Origin of the sequence: Streptomyces cinerochromogenes, from assembly GCF_014648635.1 — a bacterium.
Taxonomy (GTDB): Bacteria; Actinomycetota; Actinomycetes; order Streptomycetales; family Streptomycetaceae; genus Streptomyces; species Streptomyces cinerochromogenes.
In genome coordinates this window covers 173,494-190,649 of sequence record NZ_BMRM01000011.1, presented here as the reverse complement: position 1 = coordinate 190,649, position 17,156 = coordinate 173,494, and the positions used below count along the sequence as shown (strand labels likewise).

Sequence of the window (17,156 nt, the reverse complement as noted above, 5' to 3'; positions counted from 1 at the left end):
GTGACAGCGCGGTCTCAGCAGGCCCAGGCGCTCTACGAGCAGTTGCGCGCCCTGGAGCAACGCGCGCGGGACGCACTGCGCCGGACCGGCCGTCGGTACTCGCGCAGGGAGGTCGCCCGGGCGCTCGGCAGGTCCCCGTACGGCAGAACGGTCGAGAGCCGGCGGATCAGCGACTGGGTGCCGCTGGACCGGGCCAGGGAACCCAAGGTCCCGAGTGACAGGTGCGGCGACGACGTCCTGGCGCTGGTCCGACTGTGGAGTTCCTGGGCGGGCGAGGAACCCGACGAACGCTGGTGGCGGGATCTGCTGGACACGGCACAGCCGGTACGGAGGCCCCGCTCGGCGACGCCCGCTCCCGGACGGCCGGTGCGCGAGTTCACCGATCCGTTCGCCCTGCAGGTGCACCGGGCCATCGACGGCGGCGCCGGCCGGGAGCTGCCGCTCTACGTCCGGCGCGCGCACGACCGGTGGCTGTCCGACGTGGTGAACAGCGTTCTCCGGCGCGGCGACGGGCGGTGGACCAGCGCCATCGCCGTACTCGTCGGGGACTCCTCCACCGGCAAGACGAGGGCGTGCTGGGAAGCGCTCGCCCTGCTCCCCTCGGACTGGCGACTGCTGCACCCCCTCGTACCGGACCGCTCCGAGGCGCTGATCGCCGCGCTGGAGGACATCGCTCCGCGCACCGTCCTGTGGCTGGACGAGGTGGACCGTTTCCTGAGCGGTGCCCGGGGCGAACAGGCGGCCGCCCTGCTGCGCGAGGTGCTCGACGACCCGCGCCGGGCCCCGCTGCTGGTGCTCGGCACCACCTGGCCCGAGGAGTGGGCCGAGTTGGTCAAGCCGCGCAGGGCCGGCGAACGCGGTGATCCGCACGCGCACGCCCGTGCCCTGCTGACCGGCAGGCACCACCGGGTCCCGGACGCCTTCGAGGACACCGACCTGCCCGAGCTGAGGCGCCTCGCGGCCCGGGACCCCCGGATCCAGGAGGCGCTGGACCACGGCGAGCAGGGGCGGATCACCCAGTACCTCGCCGGTGGCCGCGCTCTCCTCGACCGCTACGAGACCGCCACCGCGCTGGAGCGGGCGCTGATCGAGTCGGCCATGGACGTCCGCCGGCTCGGACACCAAGTGGCCCTGCCGCGGCTGCTGCTGGAGGCGGCGATCCCGCACTACCTCACCGGCCGCCGGTACGACATGGTGGCGGACGACGACCTCGAAGCCGCCCTCACCGATCTGGGCGAGCCGTCGCGCGGAACGTCCGGGCCGCTCACACCGGTCACCGTCCGCCGGCCCGGCCGCCCTCTCGTCGTCACCGACACGGTCCGGCTCGCCGACTACCTGGACCAGCACGGCCGCCGGGAACGGCACACCGAGGTCCCGCCGGCCGGGCTGTGGGACGCCCTCGGGGACCACGCGGCGCCCGGCTCCCTGAGGGCGCTGGCCGAGTCGGCCGGAGAACGGGGGCATCTGCGGATCGCGCTGCGTCTCCTGGTGGCCGCGGCCGAGGCGAAGACACCGGGAGCCGTACTGGCCGTCTCCCAGTTCCTGGAGGAGCACGACAGGCACGACGAGGCCCTGCTGTGGTGCCTGCCCCTCGCCGGCACAGGGGACCCGGACGCCATGGCCCGGGTGGCCGGAATCATGGAGGAGACCCGCAGACGGGACGAAGCCGTCGTCTGGCACACGCGCGCGGCCGAGGCGGGGTGCCGGGAGAGCTGGATGTACGCGGGCATGCTGCTGCACGGCGCCGGACGGCACGGGGACGCGGAGGCCTGTTTCCGCCGCGCGCTGGACGCCGGTGTCTCCCGCGCGCGGGGCCCCCTGGCCTCTCTGCTGGAGCACCTGGGCCGTACGGACGAGGCGCTCGTCCACCACCGGCAGGAGGCCGAGGCCGACGGCGGGTACGCCGTGATGCGGGCCGCCGACCTGATGCGCCGGCGCGGCGACAGCGGCACCGCCGTTCTGGTCTGGCTGCTGGAGCGGGCACGGGAAGAGCTCGCGAGGGAGGAGGTCAGGCTTCCGTGGGCGGGGACCGCGCTGCTGCACCACCTGGCCGAGGACACCGGACTCCGGCACCGTCTGCGGGAGCATTCCGCGGCCGGTGAGGACGGCGAGGTGCGGCGTGCGCTGACCGTCATGGTGTACCTGGGGGAGGAGTTCGCCAAGGCCGCCCGGCGGACGACGGCTCAGGGCACCGCCGAGGCGCCGCGGCAGGACGGCGACCCTGCCGAGGCGCTCGCGCGGTACGAGGAGGAGGCGGCCGAAGGCGGGCGGGGCGCGGCAGCGCACGCCGCCGCGCTGTGCGAGCGGTTGGGGCGGCCCGCTCAGGCCGCCGACTGGTACCGGCGGGCGGCCGAGGAGGGGGACCTGGACGCCCTCGGGCACACCGCGCGCCTGATGACGCCGGCCGAGGGCCCGGACGCGGCGTTCGCCTGGCTCATGGCGTGCGCCGACCGCCGTGCCGCGGCGGAGTACGGCGAGGCCCGGGCCACCGTGGCCCAGCTGCTCCACGCCGCGGGGCGCACGCGGGAGGCGCTCGACTGGCTCCGCCGCGCCTCGCAAGCCGGTGACCCGTATGCCTGGCGGCAGTACGCGGACCTGCTGAAGGCGGCAGGCCGTACGGAGGAGGCGGAGCGGCTGCGGCGGTACGGCTGGGAGCCCGACGGCGCGATCTCGCCACCGTGGAGCGCGGCCCCGCCCGACCCCCTGCCTGTGCGAGGGCCGGCCGAACGGCCTTGAACCGGCCCGCGGTTGCGACGGGGGGCACTGGCGGTCGGTACTGCCGCTCGTGCACTGGCGGCCCGCACTGCCGCTCGGTGCCCGGCGGCCGGCGCTATCGCTCGGTGCCCGGCGGTCGGTACTGCCGCTCGTGCACCGTCGGCCGGCGCTGTCGCTCCGTCCCCGTCGGCCGCGGGCCGCGCCCGGTCACGCGGGTGGGCCGGCGATGCGCAGGGTGGCCGCCGGTGCCGGTGCGGGGGCGGCGGTCTCGCCGGTGACGTCCGTCCACCAGTCGGATCCGTCCTCGACGTAGCGCAGCAGCACCCCCTCGCGGATCGCCCAGGGGCAGACGACGGCCCGGGGCAGGCCCATCAGCTTCAGCGCGGTGTGCCCGACCACCGCTCCGGCCAGGCTCTGGGCGGCGCGCGGCGCGGAGATGCCGGGCAGCTGGGCGCGTTCGGCGGCGGGCAGCGCGGCGAGGGAGCGCACCGCCTCCCGCAGGTCCCGGCAGGCCAGCTCCCGCTCCACGAACGGCCCGAACCGCCCCGGCGCGGCCCCGCACAGCCGGGCCAGTTGCTGGAACGTACGCGAGGTGACGGCGGCGGTGCGCGGACGCTCCCAGCGGATCCGGGCGGCCACGTCCCGCAGTTCGTGGCGGATACGGCGGCGCAGCACCTTCAGCTCGGCCGCCCCCGGCGGGTCCTGGACGCCCAGGTACTCCTGGGTCAGCCGGTTCGCGCCGAGCGGCAGGGAGGCGGCGAAGTCGGGCAGCCGGCCCCGGCCGAAGGCCACGTCCAGCGCGCCGCCGCCGATGTCGAGCAGGGCGAGGGGGCCCGCCTTCCAGCCGAGCCAGCGGCGGGCCGCCAGGAAGGTCAGCTCCGCCTCGGTCTCCCCGGGCAGGGTGCACATTCGGATCCCGGTGCCGGACGCCACCCGCTGGAGCACCTCCTGACGGTTGGTGGCGTTGCGGACCACCGCGGTCGCGAAGGCCAGCGGGCCCGCCGCGTGCCAGCGCCGGGCCGTGGCGCCCGCCGCGGCCACCGCCTTCACCAGCTCCTCCACCGCCTCGTCGGCGAGGGCGCCGTCCGGGCCGACCTGTTCGGACAGGCGCAGCTTCCACTTGACGGTGTGCACCGGCAGCGGAACGCCACCCTCCACATCGGCGATCACCAGACGGACCGTGTTCGACCCCGCATCCACCACGCTCACCCGCATGGCCGGGAAGTACCCACTTCACCGGCGACAACCCGTCACACGGGGGGCGTGCCGATGCACGCCGTCACCCTCGCGCGCTTCAGGACCCGCTCGCCGGGCGGTCCGACGCGGCCCAGGAACGCGAGGCGCACGGGCCCGGGCTCCAGCGGACGCCCACTGCGAGGCAGCGTGCGGGCGCACCCCCCGCACACCCCTCAGTCCCCCCACACCACGTCCGCCCGGGCTCCCGCCCCCCGTAGCAGCTCCGCGGCCCGGACGGCCGCCCGCCTGCCCCGCACCGGTGAGCAGCACACGGAAATCCGGCTCCTCCACCCGCAATCCCCCCCTCTCTCTCGCTCGCGGTCCCCCTCCCTCGCCCGCGATCCCCCTCCCTCGCCCGCGGTCTCGTCCCCGGCCCTGTCCGGATCCCGCCCTCCCGGCTCCCGACGGTCCCGCACCTGCCCTTAGATGGCCAGGACCACTGTCGGCGGGCGGAGCGGCGGGTGACCGGAGCGGATGCGATGAGGGTACTGGTGATCGGCGGTGGCATCGCGGGGACCGCGACCGCCCTCGGCCTGCACAAGGCCGGTGTCGACGTCACCGTGTTCGAGGCACACCCGGACACGGCCGAGGACATCGGCGCCTTCCTCACCCTGGCGAGCAACGGCATGCGCGCGCTGGCCGAACTGGACGCCACGGCCGCCGTCACGGCCGTCGGTTTTCCGCTGACTTCCCTGCGGCTGCTCGACAGTAAGGGCACCGAGGTCACGCACGCACCGCTCGGCGAGGCCGACGACCCCGCGCTGCGCTACCGCTGTCTGCGCCGCGGCGAGCTGAACGCGGCCCTCCAGGGCGAGGCGGTCCGGCGGGGCATCCGGCTGCGCCACGGGGCCCGCCTGGTCGCCGTGACCGACGGACCGGACGGGGTCACCGCCCGCTTCGCCGACGGCACCACGGCCACCGGGGACCTGCTCGTCGGCGCCGACGGACTGAAGTCGGCCGTCCGCCGGCTGCTGTTTCCCGAGGCCCGGCCGGGGTACTGCGGCCAGCGGGTCTACTACGGCTACACCGGCACCGCACCCGTGACCGCCGCTCAGGGCGCCATCACCATGGTGCGGGGCAGTGCCACCGCGTTCGGGTACACGGTGTCCCCCCAGGGGCGGACGTACTGGTTCGCCCGCGCCGGCGGCGGTCCGCTGCCCGCCGCGGCGGCCGCCGCGCCCTCCGCCGGACTGCGCGCACAGCTGCTGCCGTTGCTCCGCGAGGACAGGACGCCCGCCGCCGACCTGGTCGCGACCGCCGACGGGGAGATCATGGTCGTCAACGCGATGGAGATGCCGCTCGGCGCCCCGTGGCACACCGGACGGGTCCTGCTGGCCGGTGACGCGGCCCACGCGGCCTCCCCGGCCACCGGCCAGGGCGCCTCCATGGCCCTGGAGGACGCCGTCGTCCTGGCCAAGGCGGTGCGCGACCTGCCGGACCCCGAGCGCGCGTTCACCGCGTACGAACGCCACCGGAGGCCGCGGACCGAGCACAACATCACCGTCAGCGGCGGCCTCTCCCGCGGCACCCGCGCACCCTCCCGCCCGGCCCCCGTCGCCGCCCGCCCCGCCGGACCGGACGAGCGGCTGCTGCGCCAACTGGCCTGGGACACCCCGCTGTCGCCCGAACCGTACTGACCGCCGCTGCGTGCGCGAACGTGGTCGCAAAGACCGGCCCGCGCGCACGAAAGTGCAAGAGGCGGGGCGTGGGAGTCCATTGCCGGGGTGCGGCCGGAGCCGGATCGTTCCGTGCAACCGGCCCTTCGGCAACAAGGAGCACCCGTGCGACCGTTGAGCAGAGCAGGCGGCACCGTCGCCGCCGCCGTCGCCCTGGTCCTGGGCGGCGGCACCGCGGTGCCCGCGCAGACCTCGTCCCCCGGCGCCGCCGGCTACACCGTGACCGTGGGCACCCCGGTGCCGTTCGCCCACCCCACGGACACCCCCGCCACCCCCTACCTCGACAGGGACGGCACCTTCCACTACCAGCAGTCCGCCGCGCTCTACGGCGCCGGCGACCCCCGGGTGTGGGACTTCTACACCGGCAAGGACTTCGACAGCGCCGCCTTCGACCGCACGCTCAGCGAGGCGGCCGACCCGGCCAACCCCGCCGACCGCAACGACGACACCACCTGGCGCTGCAACAACAGCCCGACCGGGCGCGAGGCGACGTACGCGCCGGCCGGCTCGGGGTACGCGCAGAAGAACTACTGCGACCTGTCCGGGGTGTGGGTCGACCCCGACACCGGCGACTGGTACGGCCTGGTGCACAACGAGTTCACCCCCCAGCCCTTCGGTGACGGACTCCACTACGACGCCGTCGACTACGCCGTCTCCACCGACCAGGGCCGCACCTGGACCGTGAAGGACCACGTGATCACCTCGCCGTACAGCACCGGGCGCGGTGACACCACGGCCTTCCCGCACGAGACGTACTCCTACGGAGACGGCGACCAACGCCTGTTCGTGGACCCGGCCTCCGGCTACTTCTACGTCTATTACGGCTCGCGGATCATCGACAAGAGCGGCGGCTGGAAGGCCTTCTACGAGCACGTGGCCCGCGCCCCGATCGCCGCGAAGATGGCCCCCGGCTCCTGGCGCAAGTGGTACGACGGGGCCTGGTCCCAGCCCGGCACCGGCGGCCGGGAGAGCAACCTCGTCCCCGTCGACGCCGGCCACCCCACCGGCTACACCCCGGCCGACGCCGAGTACGACCCGGCCAACACCGGGACCGCCGCCCAGCAGATCGCGGCCGGCACCATGCCCCCGACCTCACCCCTCTTCGTCCTGAACATCGCCTACGACGCCCACCTCGGCCTGTACATCGGCACGCCGCAGGCCGTCGACCAGAGCGGCCACGCACCGCAGTACCTGTACGCCACCGACGACCTGGCCACCCAGAAGTGGCGGCTCATCGGCGACACCGGCGACTACACCACCGCCTCCTGGTACCGCTGGTTCCTGGACCGGGCGAACCGCACCGGCTCCACCGTCGTCGGCAGGACCTTCCGCGCCTACTGCTCCTTCGGCTGCTCCCACGACGCCTCCGGCGAGTACGTCGACATTACCGTCGACTCCGCCGCGCCGGCCGCGCCGCCGGTGGAGACCGGCCGCAGGTACCGCATCGCCGCCGGCACGGGCCGTGTCCTCGCCCAGGCGTCCGGCGGTACCGCCGTCACCTCGGTGGCGCGGCCCTCCGGCTCCGCCCGCGAGTCGTGGTCCTTCACCCCCACGGGCGACGGCGCCTTCACCGTCGCCAACACCGCGACCGGCCGGCTGCTGAGCGTCGACTCGGGCCGGACGGCCGGCCGCGCCTGGGGCGCCCGGCCCACGGTCACCGCGGCCCGGGCCGGCGGACCGGCCGTCGGACAGCAGTGGTTCGTGATCCCCGGCTCCGCCGCCGGCGGCGGTGACCGCCTGGTCAACCGCTACAGCGGCCTCGTCCTCGCCCTCTCCGCGACCACCGGCCGGCTCGCCGAGACCACTGCGCTGCGCACCTGGACGGACACCACCGGCGGCACCGTCGGCGACGGCCGCACGGCCGCCGAACAGACCCTGTCGCTCAGGCCGTTGGAGGGCTAGCCGCCGACGTGCTCGGCGGCGGCAGTCGAAGGATGTGGTGTCACAAGGCTTGTGGGCCGCTTGGTTCATCACTTAAATCAAAACATGAACTAAGCCATGGGGTGAACCCTTTGCATCCCCACACGTCTGGAGCCGCCGCATGAGACTGAGATCCCTGGGCGCAGCGCTGGCCGCCACGGCCGCGCTGCTCGCCCTGCCCACCACCCACCCCGCGGCCACGGCCGCCGAAACCCCCTTGTCCCAGGGGAAGTCCGCCACCGCCTCGTCCGAGGAGAACGGCGGCACCGCCGCCGCCAAGGCCGTCGACGGCGACACCGGCACCCGCTGGTCCTCGGCCGCGAGCGACGACCAGTGGGTCCGGGTCGACCTCGGGGCCACCGCCACCGTCACCCGGGTCGTCCTCGACTGGGAGGCCGCCTACGGCAAGGACTACAAGGTCCAGATATCCGGCGACGGGACCAGCTGGACGGACCTGAAGTCCGTCAGCGGATCCGACGGCGGCACCGACACGGTCGACGTGTCCGGCCGCGGCCGCTACGTACGGATGCTCGGCGTGCACCGGGCCACCGCCTGGGGCTACTCCCTGTGGGAGTTCCAGGTGTACGGCAGCACCGACGGCGCCCCGTCCGCCTGCGGCACCGCCAATGCCGCCCAGGGCAGGCCCGCGACGGCCTCCTCCACCGAGAACGCCGGCACACCCGCCTCCGCCGCCTTCGACGGCAGCACCGCGACCCGCTGGTCCAGCCAGGCCGCCGACCCCCAGTGGCTCCAGGTGGACCTCGGCTCCGTCCAGGACCTGTGCAAGGTCGACCTGACCTGGGAGGCCGCCTACGCCAAGGACTTCCAGATCCAGGCCTCCGCCGACGGACAGACCTGGAACACCCTCAGGAGCGTCACCGGGGCGACCGGCGGCACCGCGTCCTACGACGTCAGCGGCTCCGGCCGGTACGTCCGCGTCCACGGCACCGCCCGCGGCACCGGCTACGGCTACTCCCTGTGGGAGGTCGCCGTGCACACCGGCACCACCGGCGTCCCGCCCGTCCAGGGCGGCGGCGACCTCGGCCCGAACGTCATCGTCGTCGACCCCTCCACGCCGAACCTCCAGCAGAAGTTCGACGACGTCTTCGCCAAGCAGGAGTCCGCCCAGTTCGGCACCGGCCGCTACCAGTTCCTGCTCAAGCCCGGCACCTACGACAACATCAACGCCCAGCTCGGCTTCTACACCTCGATCTCCGGCCTCGGCCTGAACCCGGACGACACACAGATCAACGGGGACATCACGGTCGACGCGGGCTGGTTCAACGGCAACGCCACGCAGAACTTCTGGCGTTCGGCGGAGAACCTCGCCCTCAAACCGGTCAGCGGTACCGACCGGTGGGCCGTCGCCCAGGCCGCGCCCTTCCGCCGGATCCACGTCCAGGGCGGCCTCAACCTCGCCCCCAACGGCTACGGCTGGGCCTCCGGCGGCTACATCGCGGACTCGAAGATCGACGGCACGGTGGGCCCGTACTCCCAGCAGCAGTGGTACACCCGGGACAGCTCGGTCGGCGGCTGGACCAACGGCGTGTGGAACATGACCTTCTCCGGCGTCCAGGGCGCACCCGCCACCAACTTCGACAGCGGCCCGTACACCACCCTGGACACCACCCCGGTCTCCCGCGAGAAGCCGTTCCTGTACCTGGACGGCTCCGCCTACAAGGTGTTCGTCCCGGCCAAGCGCACCAACGCCCGGGGCGTCTCCTGGCCCGCGAACGCCGGTACGTCCCTCCCGCTCGACCAGTTCTACGTCGTCAAGCCGGGCGCCACGGCGGCCACCATCAACCAGGCCCTCGCCCAGGGCCTCAACCTCCTGTTCACTCCCGGCGTCTACCACCTCGACCAGACCCTCGACGTCACCCGCCCGAACACCGTCGTCCTCGGTCTCGGCCTCGCCACCCTCGTCCCCGACAACGGCGTCGACGCGATGCACGTCGCCGACGTCGACGGCGTGCGGCTCGCCGGATTCCTGATCGACGCCGGCCCGGTCAACTCCGCCGCCCTGCTCCGCATCGGCACCCCCGGCGCCACCGCCGACCACTCCGCCAACCCCACCACCATGCAGGACGTGTTCATCCGCATCGGCGGCGCCGGACCCGGACTCGCCACCGACTCCGTGGTGGTGAACAGCGACGACGTCATCATCGACCACACCTGGATCTGGCGCGCCGACCACGGCAGCGGCGTCGGCTGGGACACCAACCGCGCCGACTACGGCCTGCGCGTCAACGGCGACGACGTCCTCGCCACCGGCCTGTTCGTGGAGCACTTCAACAAGTACGACGTCTACTGGAGCGGAGAACGCGGCCGGACGATCTTCTTCCAGAACGAGAAGGCGTACGACGCCCCGAACGCCGCCGCCATCACCCACGACGGCATCACCGGCTACGCGGCCTACAAGGTCGCCGACTCGGTGAGCACCCACGAGGCGTGGGGGCTCGGCAGCTACTGCAACTACACCGCCGATCCGTCGATCGTCCAGGCGCACGGCTTCCAGACGCCCGTGGCACCGGGGATCAGGATGCACGACCTGCTGGTGATCTCCCTCGGCGGCAAGGGCCAGTACGCGCACGTCGTCAACAGCACCGGCGCACCCACCTCGGGCACCGACACGGTCCCGTCCAAGGTGACGTCCTTCCCCTAGGACACCGCTCAGCCGCCGGCCAGGGTCTCGTGCGGGGCCCGCTGGTAGGTGTCCCGGTACAGGGAGGCGAAGCGGCCCGGATGGTGGAAACCCCACCGGGCCGCGATCTCCGTGACCGTGGCTCCGGTGCCGGGGTCGGCGGCCACCAGGTCGTGATGGGCGTGCGCGAGCCGTACCCGGCGCAGCTGGGCGAGCGGAGTGGTGTCCAGGTGGCGGCGGAAGGCGTACTGGAGCGCGCGGGCCGTCACATGGGCCGCGGCGGCGATGTCCGCGACCGTCACCGGCTGGTCCGCGTGGTCGTCGATGTAGGCGAGCGCGCGGCGCAGCACCGCCGGGTGCGCGTCGGCGCTGTCGGCGGCGGACCCGTCCAGCGCCGTGTTCGGGAACGCGGCCAGCACGCTCGCGGCCAGGTGCTGGGCCGCCGTGGCCGCGACCAGCGGCTGGTCCGCCATCTCGGGATCGGCGAGCACCGTGTCCCGCAGATGGACGATCGTGCGGTACAGATGCCGCGCCGACACCGCCGAGCGCGGCCGGTGCCCGGTCAGCCGTACCGGCCGCGAGCCGTCGGCGTCCCCCGCCACCTGGGCGAGCAGCGTCGGTTCCAGCATCGTGATGTTGTACCGGGCGTTGCAGATCCGGCCCGTGTACGGCAGGTCCGGCGGTGCGAACAGCACCACGTCACCCGCGCCGAAGGAGTCCTCGACGCCCTGGAAGGCGTGGTCCCGCACGGTCCCCTCGTGCATGACGCACAGACAGATCCGGCCGAGCGGGGTCACCGAGTAGTCCATCTCGAAGTCCAGCGCGAGTTCGTCGACACTCACCGCATCGATGCCGGTACGGCGGATCCGGGCGCGGTGGGAGCCGGGGCTGCCGCTGCCGATCCGCATCCGGGCGTAGGCGCGGCTGAGGAAGTCCTCCGTGACATCGAGGTCGTCGCTGTCGAAGGTGAGTGTCTCCATGGCCTCCCGCTGCCCCTGATCCCCGCGTGTATGGGGCTTCCACCAGCCATTTTTCGTTTTCTGTACGGAGGCTTGCCCTGTTGTTCGCCTGGCGGCTGGCGGGCAGCGGCCGCACCACTGAGGGTGAATCGCATGATCGGACCCGACGAGCGGACGGAGCATGAGCAGGTGAAGGCACTCCGGGACGAGGTGGACCAGCTGCGCCAGGCGCTGGTGTCGCACGCCCTGGTCGACCAGGCGATCGGCGTGGTCATCACCGTGGGCGGTCTGCGGCGGGAGCAGGGCTGGGAGGCCCTGAAGCACATGTCGCAGCACACCAACGTCAAACTGCGGGAGGTGGCGCGCTGCCTGGTCGAGTGGCCGGCCCGGCGCACGCTCCCGGAGGTGATCCGCCGGGCGTTGCCGGCCGCCGTGGAGCACGCGCGTGCCCAGACCGGTGCCGACCCCCGCGAGGCCGAGCGGGAGGCACCGTCCGGCCGGCCGGGGTGAGCCCGGCCGCGGGCGGGCGCGGTCAGGCCGGGGCGCGGCGCAGGTCCTCCCACGCGCGGTCGCGGAGCCCCGGTTCCCGCAGGACGTCCACGGCCGTGCAGGCCAGCGCCTCCACCACCGCCAGGAGCACACCGCGGGCCCGCTCCGAGGCCGCGGCCTCGGCGAACTCCGGCGTGTGGTCGGAGCCGTCGGCGCCCATGATCGCGACGAAGGGATGGATCGCGGGCACCCGGCCGCTGACGTTGCCGATGTCGGAGGAGCCCAGGTAGACGCCCGGAACCGGCGGGGTGAGGGTGATGCCGGCGTGGTCCAGGTGCCCGGCGAACCGCTCGGACAGCACCGTGCTGTCCCGGAAGTGCTCGTAGCGCACGCTCGCCCGTTCCACCGTGACGGCCGTCCCGGTCGCCAGCGCGACGCCCTCGGCGGCGGTGCGCAGCTGCCCCGCCAGCTCGTCCAGGGCGGCCGTGGTCAGGGCGCGCAGCCCGAAGCGGCCCTCGGCGTACTCCGGGACGATGTTCGTGGCCGTGCCGCCCTCGGTGACGATTCCCTGCACATGGGACCCCTCCGGCAGCCGCCGGGCCAGCGCCGACAGCACGTTGAACAGCTCGATCAGCGCCGCCAGCGCGTCGATGCCCTCCGTCGGGTTGCCCGTGGGATGCGCGGCCCGCCCCCGGAAGCCGACCCGGTACTGCTCCTGCGCGGTCAGCGGCGCCCGCACCCAGTCGTACACCCCGGGGTGGAACATCAGAGCGGCGTCCACCCCGTCGAAGACCCCGGCCTCCGCCTCCAGGGCCTTGCCGCCCCCGCCCTCCTCGGCCGGCGTGCCCACCGCGAGGACCGTTCCCCCGGCGCCGTCCCGCACGGCGTCCGTGACCAGGGCCGCTCCGAGACCGGCCGCCGCGATCAGGTTGTGCCCGCAGGCGTGCCCGAGCCCGGGCAGGGCGTCGTACTCCAGCGGGAACGCCACCACGGGCCGCCCCTCGCCCGAGCGGGCCGTGAACGCGGTCGGCAGGCCCGCGATCTCGCGCCGCACCTCGAAGCCGGCGCCCTCCAGCTCGCCGCTCAGCAGCGCCGCCGCCCGGTGTTCGGCGAACGCGGTCTCCGGCTCCGCGTGCAGGGCCGACGCCACGGCCCACAGCGCGTCGGCGCGCCGTGCGGCCTCCTCCCGGATCCGCTGGTACAGGGACACGAGACCTCCTCCGGTTCGGCGGTGTGGTGCGTGCCGGCCCGGGTTCCACCCGGACGGCCCCCTGACACCGGACGGAGTGTTTGGGGCGCCCGGCCGGTGCAACACGGTGGAGGCGGCACCGACCAGCTCAGGAGGAAAGCCATGGACCACTCGCGCGTACCCGTCCTGGAGGCACTGCAGGAATTCCGGCGCCGAGGCGACGTGGCATACGGGCCGCCGGGTCACAAGCAGGGCCGCGGGGCCGATCCGCGCGTCGCCGAGATCGTCGGCATGGACGTCTTCCGCTCGGACGTGCTCTCCCTGAACGGCCTGGACGACCGCCGTCAGTCGCAGGGCGTGCTGCAACAGGCCGAGGAGCTGATGGCCGACGCGGTCGGCGCCGAGCACGCCTTCTTCTCCACGTGCGGCAGTTCCCTGTCCGTGAAGACCGCGATGTGTTCGGTCGCCGGGCCGGGCGAGAAGCTGCTGCTGTCCCGCAACGCGCACAAGGCGGTCATCTCCGCGGTGATCATCAACGGTGTGGAGCCGGTCTGGGTCCACCCGAAGTTCGACACGGAACGGCACATCGCCCACCCGCCGGAGCCCGACGACGTCCGGGCCCGGCTGCGCGAGCACCCGGACGCCAAGGGCATGCTGCTGATCACGCCCACCGACTGGGGAACCTGCGCCGACATCCGGGGCGTGGCCGACGCCTGCCACGCCTCCGACGTGCCGCTCATCGTGGACGAGGCGTGGGGCGCGCACCTGCCCTTCCACCCCGGGCTGCCGACCTGGGGCATGGACGCGGACGCCGACCTGGTCGTCACCAGCGTCCACAAGATGGGCGGCGCGATCGAGCAGAGCTCGGTGTTCCACCTCCAGCACGACCGGATCTCGCCCGACGTCCTCAAGCAGCGCGAGGACCTGCTCGGCACCACCAGCGCCTCCTCCCTGGTCTACGCGACCCTCGACGGGTGGCGCCGGCAGATGGTGGAGCAAGGCCACGGACTGCTGGACACGGCCCTGCACCGCGCCGAGCGCATCCGGGCGCGGCTGCGGGAGCTGCCGGGGCTGCGGGTGATGGGCGGCGAGATCATCGAGGAGGGCCTGGCCGCCGAGTTCGACCCGCTGAAGATCGTCGTCGACGTACGGGAACTCGGCATCAGCGGCATGCAGGCGGCCGAGTGGCTGCGCGCCCACTGCCACATCGACGTGGGCGGCTCGGACACCTGCCGGATCAGCGCCTCCATCACCCACGCCGACGACGAGACCGAGAAACTGCTGCTGGAATCCGTGCGCACGCTGGTCGAGCGGGCGGACACCATCGAGCGGCAGCCCCCCGTCCACCTGCCCGAACCCCACGTCCTCGAACTCGAACAGGCCGTCCTGCCCCGCGACGCCTTCTTCGGACCGGCCGAGCAGGTACCCGCCGAGCGGGCCGTGTCGCCGCCGAGGTGATCTGCCCCTATCCGCCGGGCGTGCCGGTCGTCGCACCCGGCGAGGTGATCACCGCGGAGGCCCTCGACTACCTGCGCAGCGGTGTCGCCCACGGCTTCCTCATCGCGGGCGCGGCGGACCCGGCCCTGGAGACCGTGCGGGTGACGGCACGCCCCTGACCGTCCGGCCCGGCTCCACGCGCCCGGCCGCGCCCGGACTGCGCCGGCCGCCGCCACCGCCTAAGGTGGCGTGTGCGGGCGGCCGGTTGCCTGCCTGCCCCGGGTCAAGAAGCCGGCCCTGCTGCTGAACACGTCGTCGGCAGGGGGCACTTGGCCCTGCCGGTGGTCCCCGGGTCCGGACCAGCGCGTCCGGCGGGCCTCCTGCCCCGGCAACTCGACAGGAGACGGCCCGACTTCACCCCGACCGGAAATCGCCGTGATTCCCGGTTTCGGACGCCCCGGCCCGGGGACCTCGGTACGAGTGCCGATGGCACCCCCTTTCGTTCGAATTCCACCCGGTATATCCCGGTGTCGGCCGCATGCCCCCGGCGTGACCAGCGAAGGAACAGGTACTGATGAGCGAGACGAACCCCCTGAAGCGAGCGGCGGACAAGGTGGCGGACGCCCTCCAGGGCGGGCCCGCGGGCCCCGAGGACGGCATCCCCGGCAAGCCCGGAGCCGAGTCGCCGCCGGTCGCCGAACCGACCCGGCCTCGCGAGCCGCTGCCCCCCAAGCCCGACCAGACCGGCCCGGACACCGTCTCGCCCACCGGGCAGCCGACCGGCGCCGACCAGGCCCGGATGGCGCAGAGCGGCAGCTACCTGACCAACGCCCAGGGCACCCGGCTGTACGACACCGACCACTCCCTCAAGGCGGGCCCCCGCGGACCGGTGCTCCTGCAGGACCACCACCTGCGCGAGAAGGTCATGCACTTCGACCACGAGCGCATCCCGGAGCGCGTGGTCCACGCCCGCGGCGCCGGCGCGCACGGTGTGTTCCGCAGCTACGGCACCGCCGCCAACGTGACCAAGGCGGCGTTCCTCGCCGAGGACATCGAGACACCGGTGTTCGTCCGCTTCTCCACCGTGCTCGGCTCCCGGGGCTCCTCCGACACCGTCCGCGACACCCGGGGCTTCGCGACGAAGTTCTACACCAGCGAGGGCGTCTTCGACCTGGTCGGCAACAACATCCCGGTCTTCTTCATCCAGGACGCCATCAAGTTCCCGGACGTCATCCACGCCGGCAAGCCGCACCCGGACCGGGAGATCCCCCAGGCCCAGAGCGCCCACGACACCTTCTGGGACTTCGTCACCCTGCACACCGAGGCCACCCACCACACCCTGTGGAACATGTCCGACCGGGGCATCCCGCGCTCGTACCGCACGATGGAGGGCTTCGGCGTCCACACCTTCCGGCTGGTCAACGCGGCCGGTGAGACGACCCTGGTGAAGTTCCACTGGAAGCCCAAGCTGGGCGTGCACTCGCTGGTGTGGGAGGAGGCGCAGATCATCAACGGCGTCGACCCGGACTTCCACCGCCGGGACCTCGCCGACGCCATCGAGGCGGGCGCCTACCCCCAGTGGGAGTTCGGCATCCAGACCTTCCCCGACACCCCCGACCAGACCTTCGAGGGCATCGACCTGCTGGACCCGACGAACATCGTCCCCGAGGAACTGGCCCCCGTGCAGCCGATCGGGCTGCTCACCCTCGACCGCAACCCGTCGAACTTCTTCGCCGAGACCGAACAGGTCGCCTTCCACGTCGGCCACCTCGTCCCGGGCATCGACATCACCGACGACCCGCTGCTCGCCGGCCGGCTCTTCTCCTACCTGGACACCCAGATCACCCGGCTCGGCGGCCCCAACTTCCCGCAGCTGCCCATCAACCGGCCGCACGCCCCCGTCAACGACATGCTGCGCGACGGCATGCACCAGACCGCCGTCCACCGGGGAACGGCCCCCTACCGCCCCAACTCCCTCGACGGCGGCTGCCCGTTCACCCCCGGCGCGCAAGCCGACGGCGCGTACGTCGAGACACCCGTACGGATCCCGGAGGCGTCCAAGGTGCGCGAGGCACCCGAGTCCTTCGACGACCACTTCAGCCAACCGCGCCGGTTCTGGCTCAGCATGAGCGCGCCCGAACGCGAGCACATCATCGGCGCCTACACCTTCGAACTCGGCAAGTGCTACGAACAGGCCATCCGTGAGCGGGCGTTGCAGGTCCTGGCCAACATCGACCCGGAGCTGTGCGAGGGCGTCGCCGCCGGCCTCGGCCTGCCCGCACCCGCGCCCACGGTGCCACTGGCCGACGTCGCGCCCAGCCCCGCCCTCTCCCAGCTCGGGCAGACCTGGCCCACCGACGGCAGGATCATCGGCATCATCACCGGCCCCGACGGCGACCTCGACGGCGTACGGGCCGTACGCCAGGCCGTGCTGGACGGCGGCATGGTCCCGCTGGTCGTCGCCCCGGCGGGCGGCACCGTCGGCGACGGCGCGGACGCCCTGACCGTCCAGCGGACCTACGCCACCGCACGCTCCGTGGAGTTCGACGCCCTCCTGGTGGCCGGCACCCCCGGCGTGGGAAGCGACGCCTACGGCGCCCGGGACGCCAAGGCCGGCCAGCCCAGCACCCACCAGGCCACCCCCGACCCGCGGGTCGGGCTGCTGCTGGCGGAGGCGTACCGGCACGGGAAGGCCATCGGCGCCGCCAAGGGCGGGGAGAGCGCGCTGGAGGCGGTCGGCATCCCGCTCGACGCCCCCGGCGTGATCGCCGACGACTCCGCCACCGCCGTGCTGCAGCAGCTCACCCGGCTGCTCGGCGCCCACCGTGTCTGGGAACGCTTCCCGTCCGCCGCCTGACGGCACGCACGCCCCACGGCACCGCCGGCCCCCGCCA

Annotated in this window: 9 protein-coding genes and 1 pseudogene; 7 read left to right on the top strand and 3 right to left on the bottom strand. The window is 73.6% G+C overall.

The genetic code is table 11. The annotated features are described in order from the left end of the window. Complete coding sequence (locus IEZ20_RS22355) at positions 1 to 2,736, top strand: tetratricopeptide repeat protein (RefSeq protein WP_189301502.1); 2,736 nt, start codon at positions 1 to 3, stop codon at positions 2,734 to 2,736. A 186-nt stretch (positions 2,737 to 2,922) separates the two neighbouring features. Here IEZ20_RS22355 and IEZ20_RS22350 read toward each other — a convergent pair whose 3' ends face one another. Next, positions 2,923 to 3,930: a Ppx/GppA family phosphatase gene (locus IEZ20_RS22350; protein ID WP_189301500.1), complete on the bottom strand. Its 1,008-nt coding sequence runs from the start codon at positions 3,928 to 3,930 to the stop codon at positions 2,923 to 2,925. 500 nt (positions 3,931 to 4,430) lie between these two features. On the opposite strand from IEZ20_RS22350, the gene IEZ20_RS22345 reads away from it, so the two are divergent. The 3 genes from IEZ20_RS22345 to IEZ20_RS22335 all read left to right on the top strand — a co-directional run bounded on the left by IEZ20_RS22345 (position 4,431) and on the right by IEZ20_RS22335 (position 10,209). Continuing rightward, positions 4,431 to 5,588: an FAD-dependent oxidoreductase gene (locus IEZ20_RS22345; protein WP_189301498.1), complete on the top strand. Its 1,158-nt coding sequence runs from the start codon at positions 4,431 to 4,433 to the stop codon at positions 5,586 to 5,588. A gap of 153 nt (positions 5,589 to 5,741) precedes the next feature. After that, on the top strand, positions 5,742 to 7,529 hold the full coding sequence (locus tag IEZ20_RS22340) for an RICIN domain-containing protein (RefSeq protein WP_229896193.1): 1,788 nt from the start codon (positions 5,742 to 5,744) through the stop codon (positions 7,527 to 7,529). A gap of 139 nt (positions 7,530 to 7,668) precedes the next feature. Continuing rightward, positions 7,669 to 10,209, top strand: a complete 2,541-nt coding sequence (locus tag IEZ20_RS22335; protein WP_189301493.1) for a discoidin domain-containing protein — start codon at positions 7,669 to 7,671, stop codon at positions 10,207 to 10,209. Positions 10,210 to 10,217: 8 nt separating this feature from the next. Here the strand turns inward: IEZ20_RS22335 and IEZ20_RS22330 are convergent, their stop codons facing one another. Then, complete coding sequence (locus IEZ20_RS22330; protein ID WP_189301491.1) at positions 10,218 to 11,168, bottom strand: AraC family transcriptional regulator; 951 nt, start codon at positions 11,166 to 11,168, stop codon at positions 10,218 to 10,220. A gap of 132 nt (positions 11,169 to 11,300) precedes the next feature. Here IEZ20_RS22330 and IEZ20_RS22325 point away from each other — a divergent pair, with 132 nt between their 5' ends. Then, positions 11,301 to 11,657: an ANTAR domain-containing protein gene (locus tag IEZ20_RS22325; protein WP_189301489.1), complete on the top strand. Its 357-nt coding sequence runs from the start codon at positions 11,301 to 11,303 to the stop codon at positions 11,655 to 11,657. Positions 11,658 to 11,679: 22 nt separating this feature from the next. Here the strand turns inward: IEZ20_RS22325 and IEZ20_RS22320 are convergent, their stop codons facing one another. Continuing rightward, entirely contained in the window at positions 11,680 to 12,846 is a 1,167-nt protein-coding gene (locus IEZ20_RS22320; RefSeq protein ID WP_189301487.1) for an amidohydrolase, read from the bottom strand. Positions 12,847 to 12,987: 141 nt separating this feature from the next. Between IEZ20_RS22320 and IEZ20_RS22315 the strand changes: the two are divergent. After that, positions 12,988 to 14,441, top strand: a pseudogene (locus tag IEZ20_RS22315) (aminotransferase class I/II-fold pyridoxal phosphate-dependent enzyme). A gap of 395 nt (positions 14,442 to 14,836) precedes the next feature. Next, positions 14,837 to 17,119 (top strand): catalase, encoded by a 2,283-nt coding sequence (locus tag IEZ20_RS22310; protein WP_189301485.1) that lies wholly within the window; start codon positions 14,837 to 14,839, stop codon positions 17,117 to 17,119. The last annotated feature ends 37 nt before the right edge of the window (positions 17,120 to 17,156 follow it).

Coding starts and splice junctions, on each gene's coding strand:
- IEZ20_RS22350 (WP_189301500.1), bottom strand. CDS start 3,930: ATGCGGGTGAGCGTGGTGGATGCGGGGTCGAACACGGTCCGTCTGGTG.
- IEZ20_RS22345 (WP_189301498.1), top strand. CDS start 4,431: ATGAGGGTACTGGTGATCGGCGGTGGCATCGCGGGGACCGCGACCGCC.
- IEZ20_RS22335 (WP_189301493.1), top strand. CDS start 7,669: ATGAGACTGAGATCCCTGGGCGCAGCGCTGGCCGCCACGGCCGCGCTG.
- IEZ20_RS22330 (WP_189301491.1), bottom strand. CDS start 11,168: ATGGAGACACTCACCTTCGACAGCGACGACCTCGATGTCACGGAGGAC.
- IEZ20_RS22325 (WP_189301489.1), top strand. CDS start 11,301: ATGATCGGACCCGACGAGCGGACGGAGCATGAGCAGGTGAAGGCACTC.
- IEZ20_RS22310 (WP_189301485.1), top strand. CDS start 14,837: ATGAGCGAGACGAACCCCCTGAAGCGAGCGGCGGACAAGGTGGCGGAC.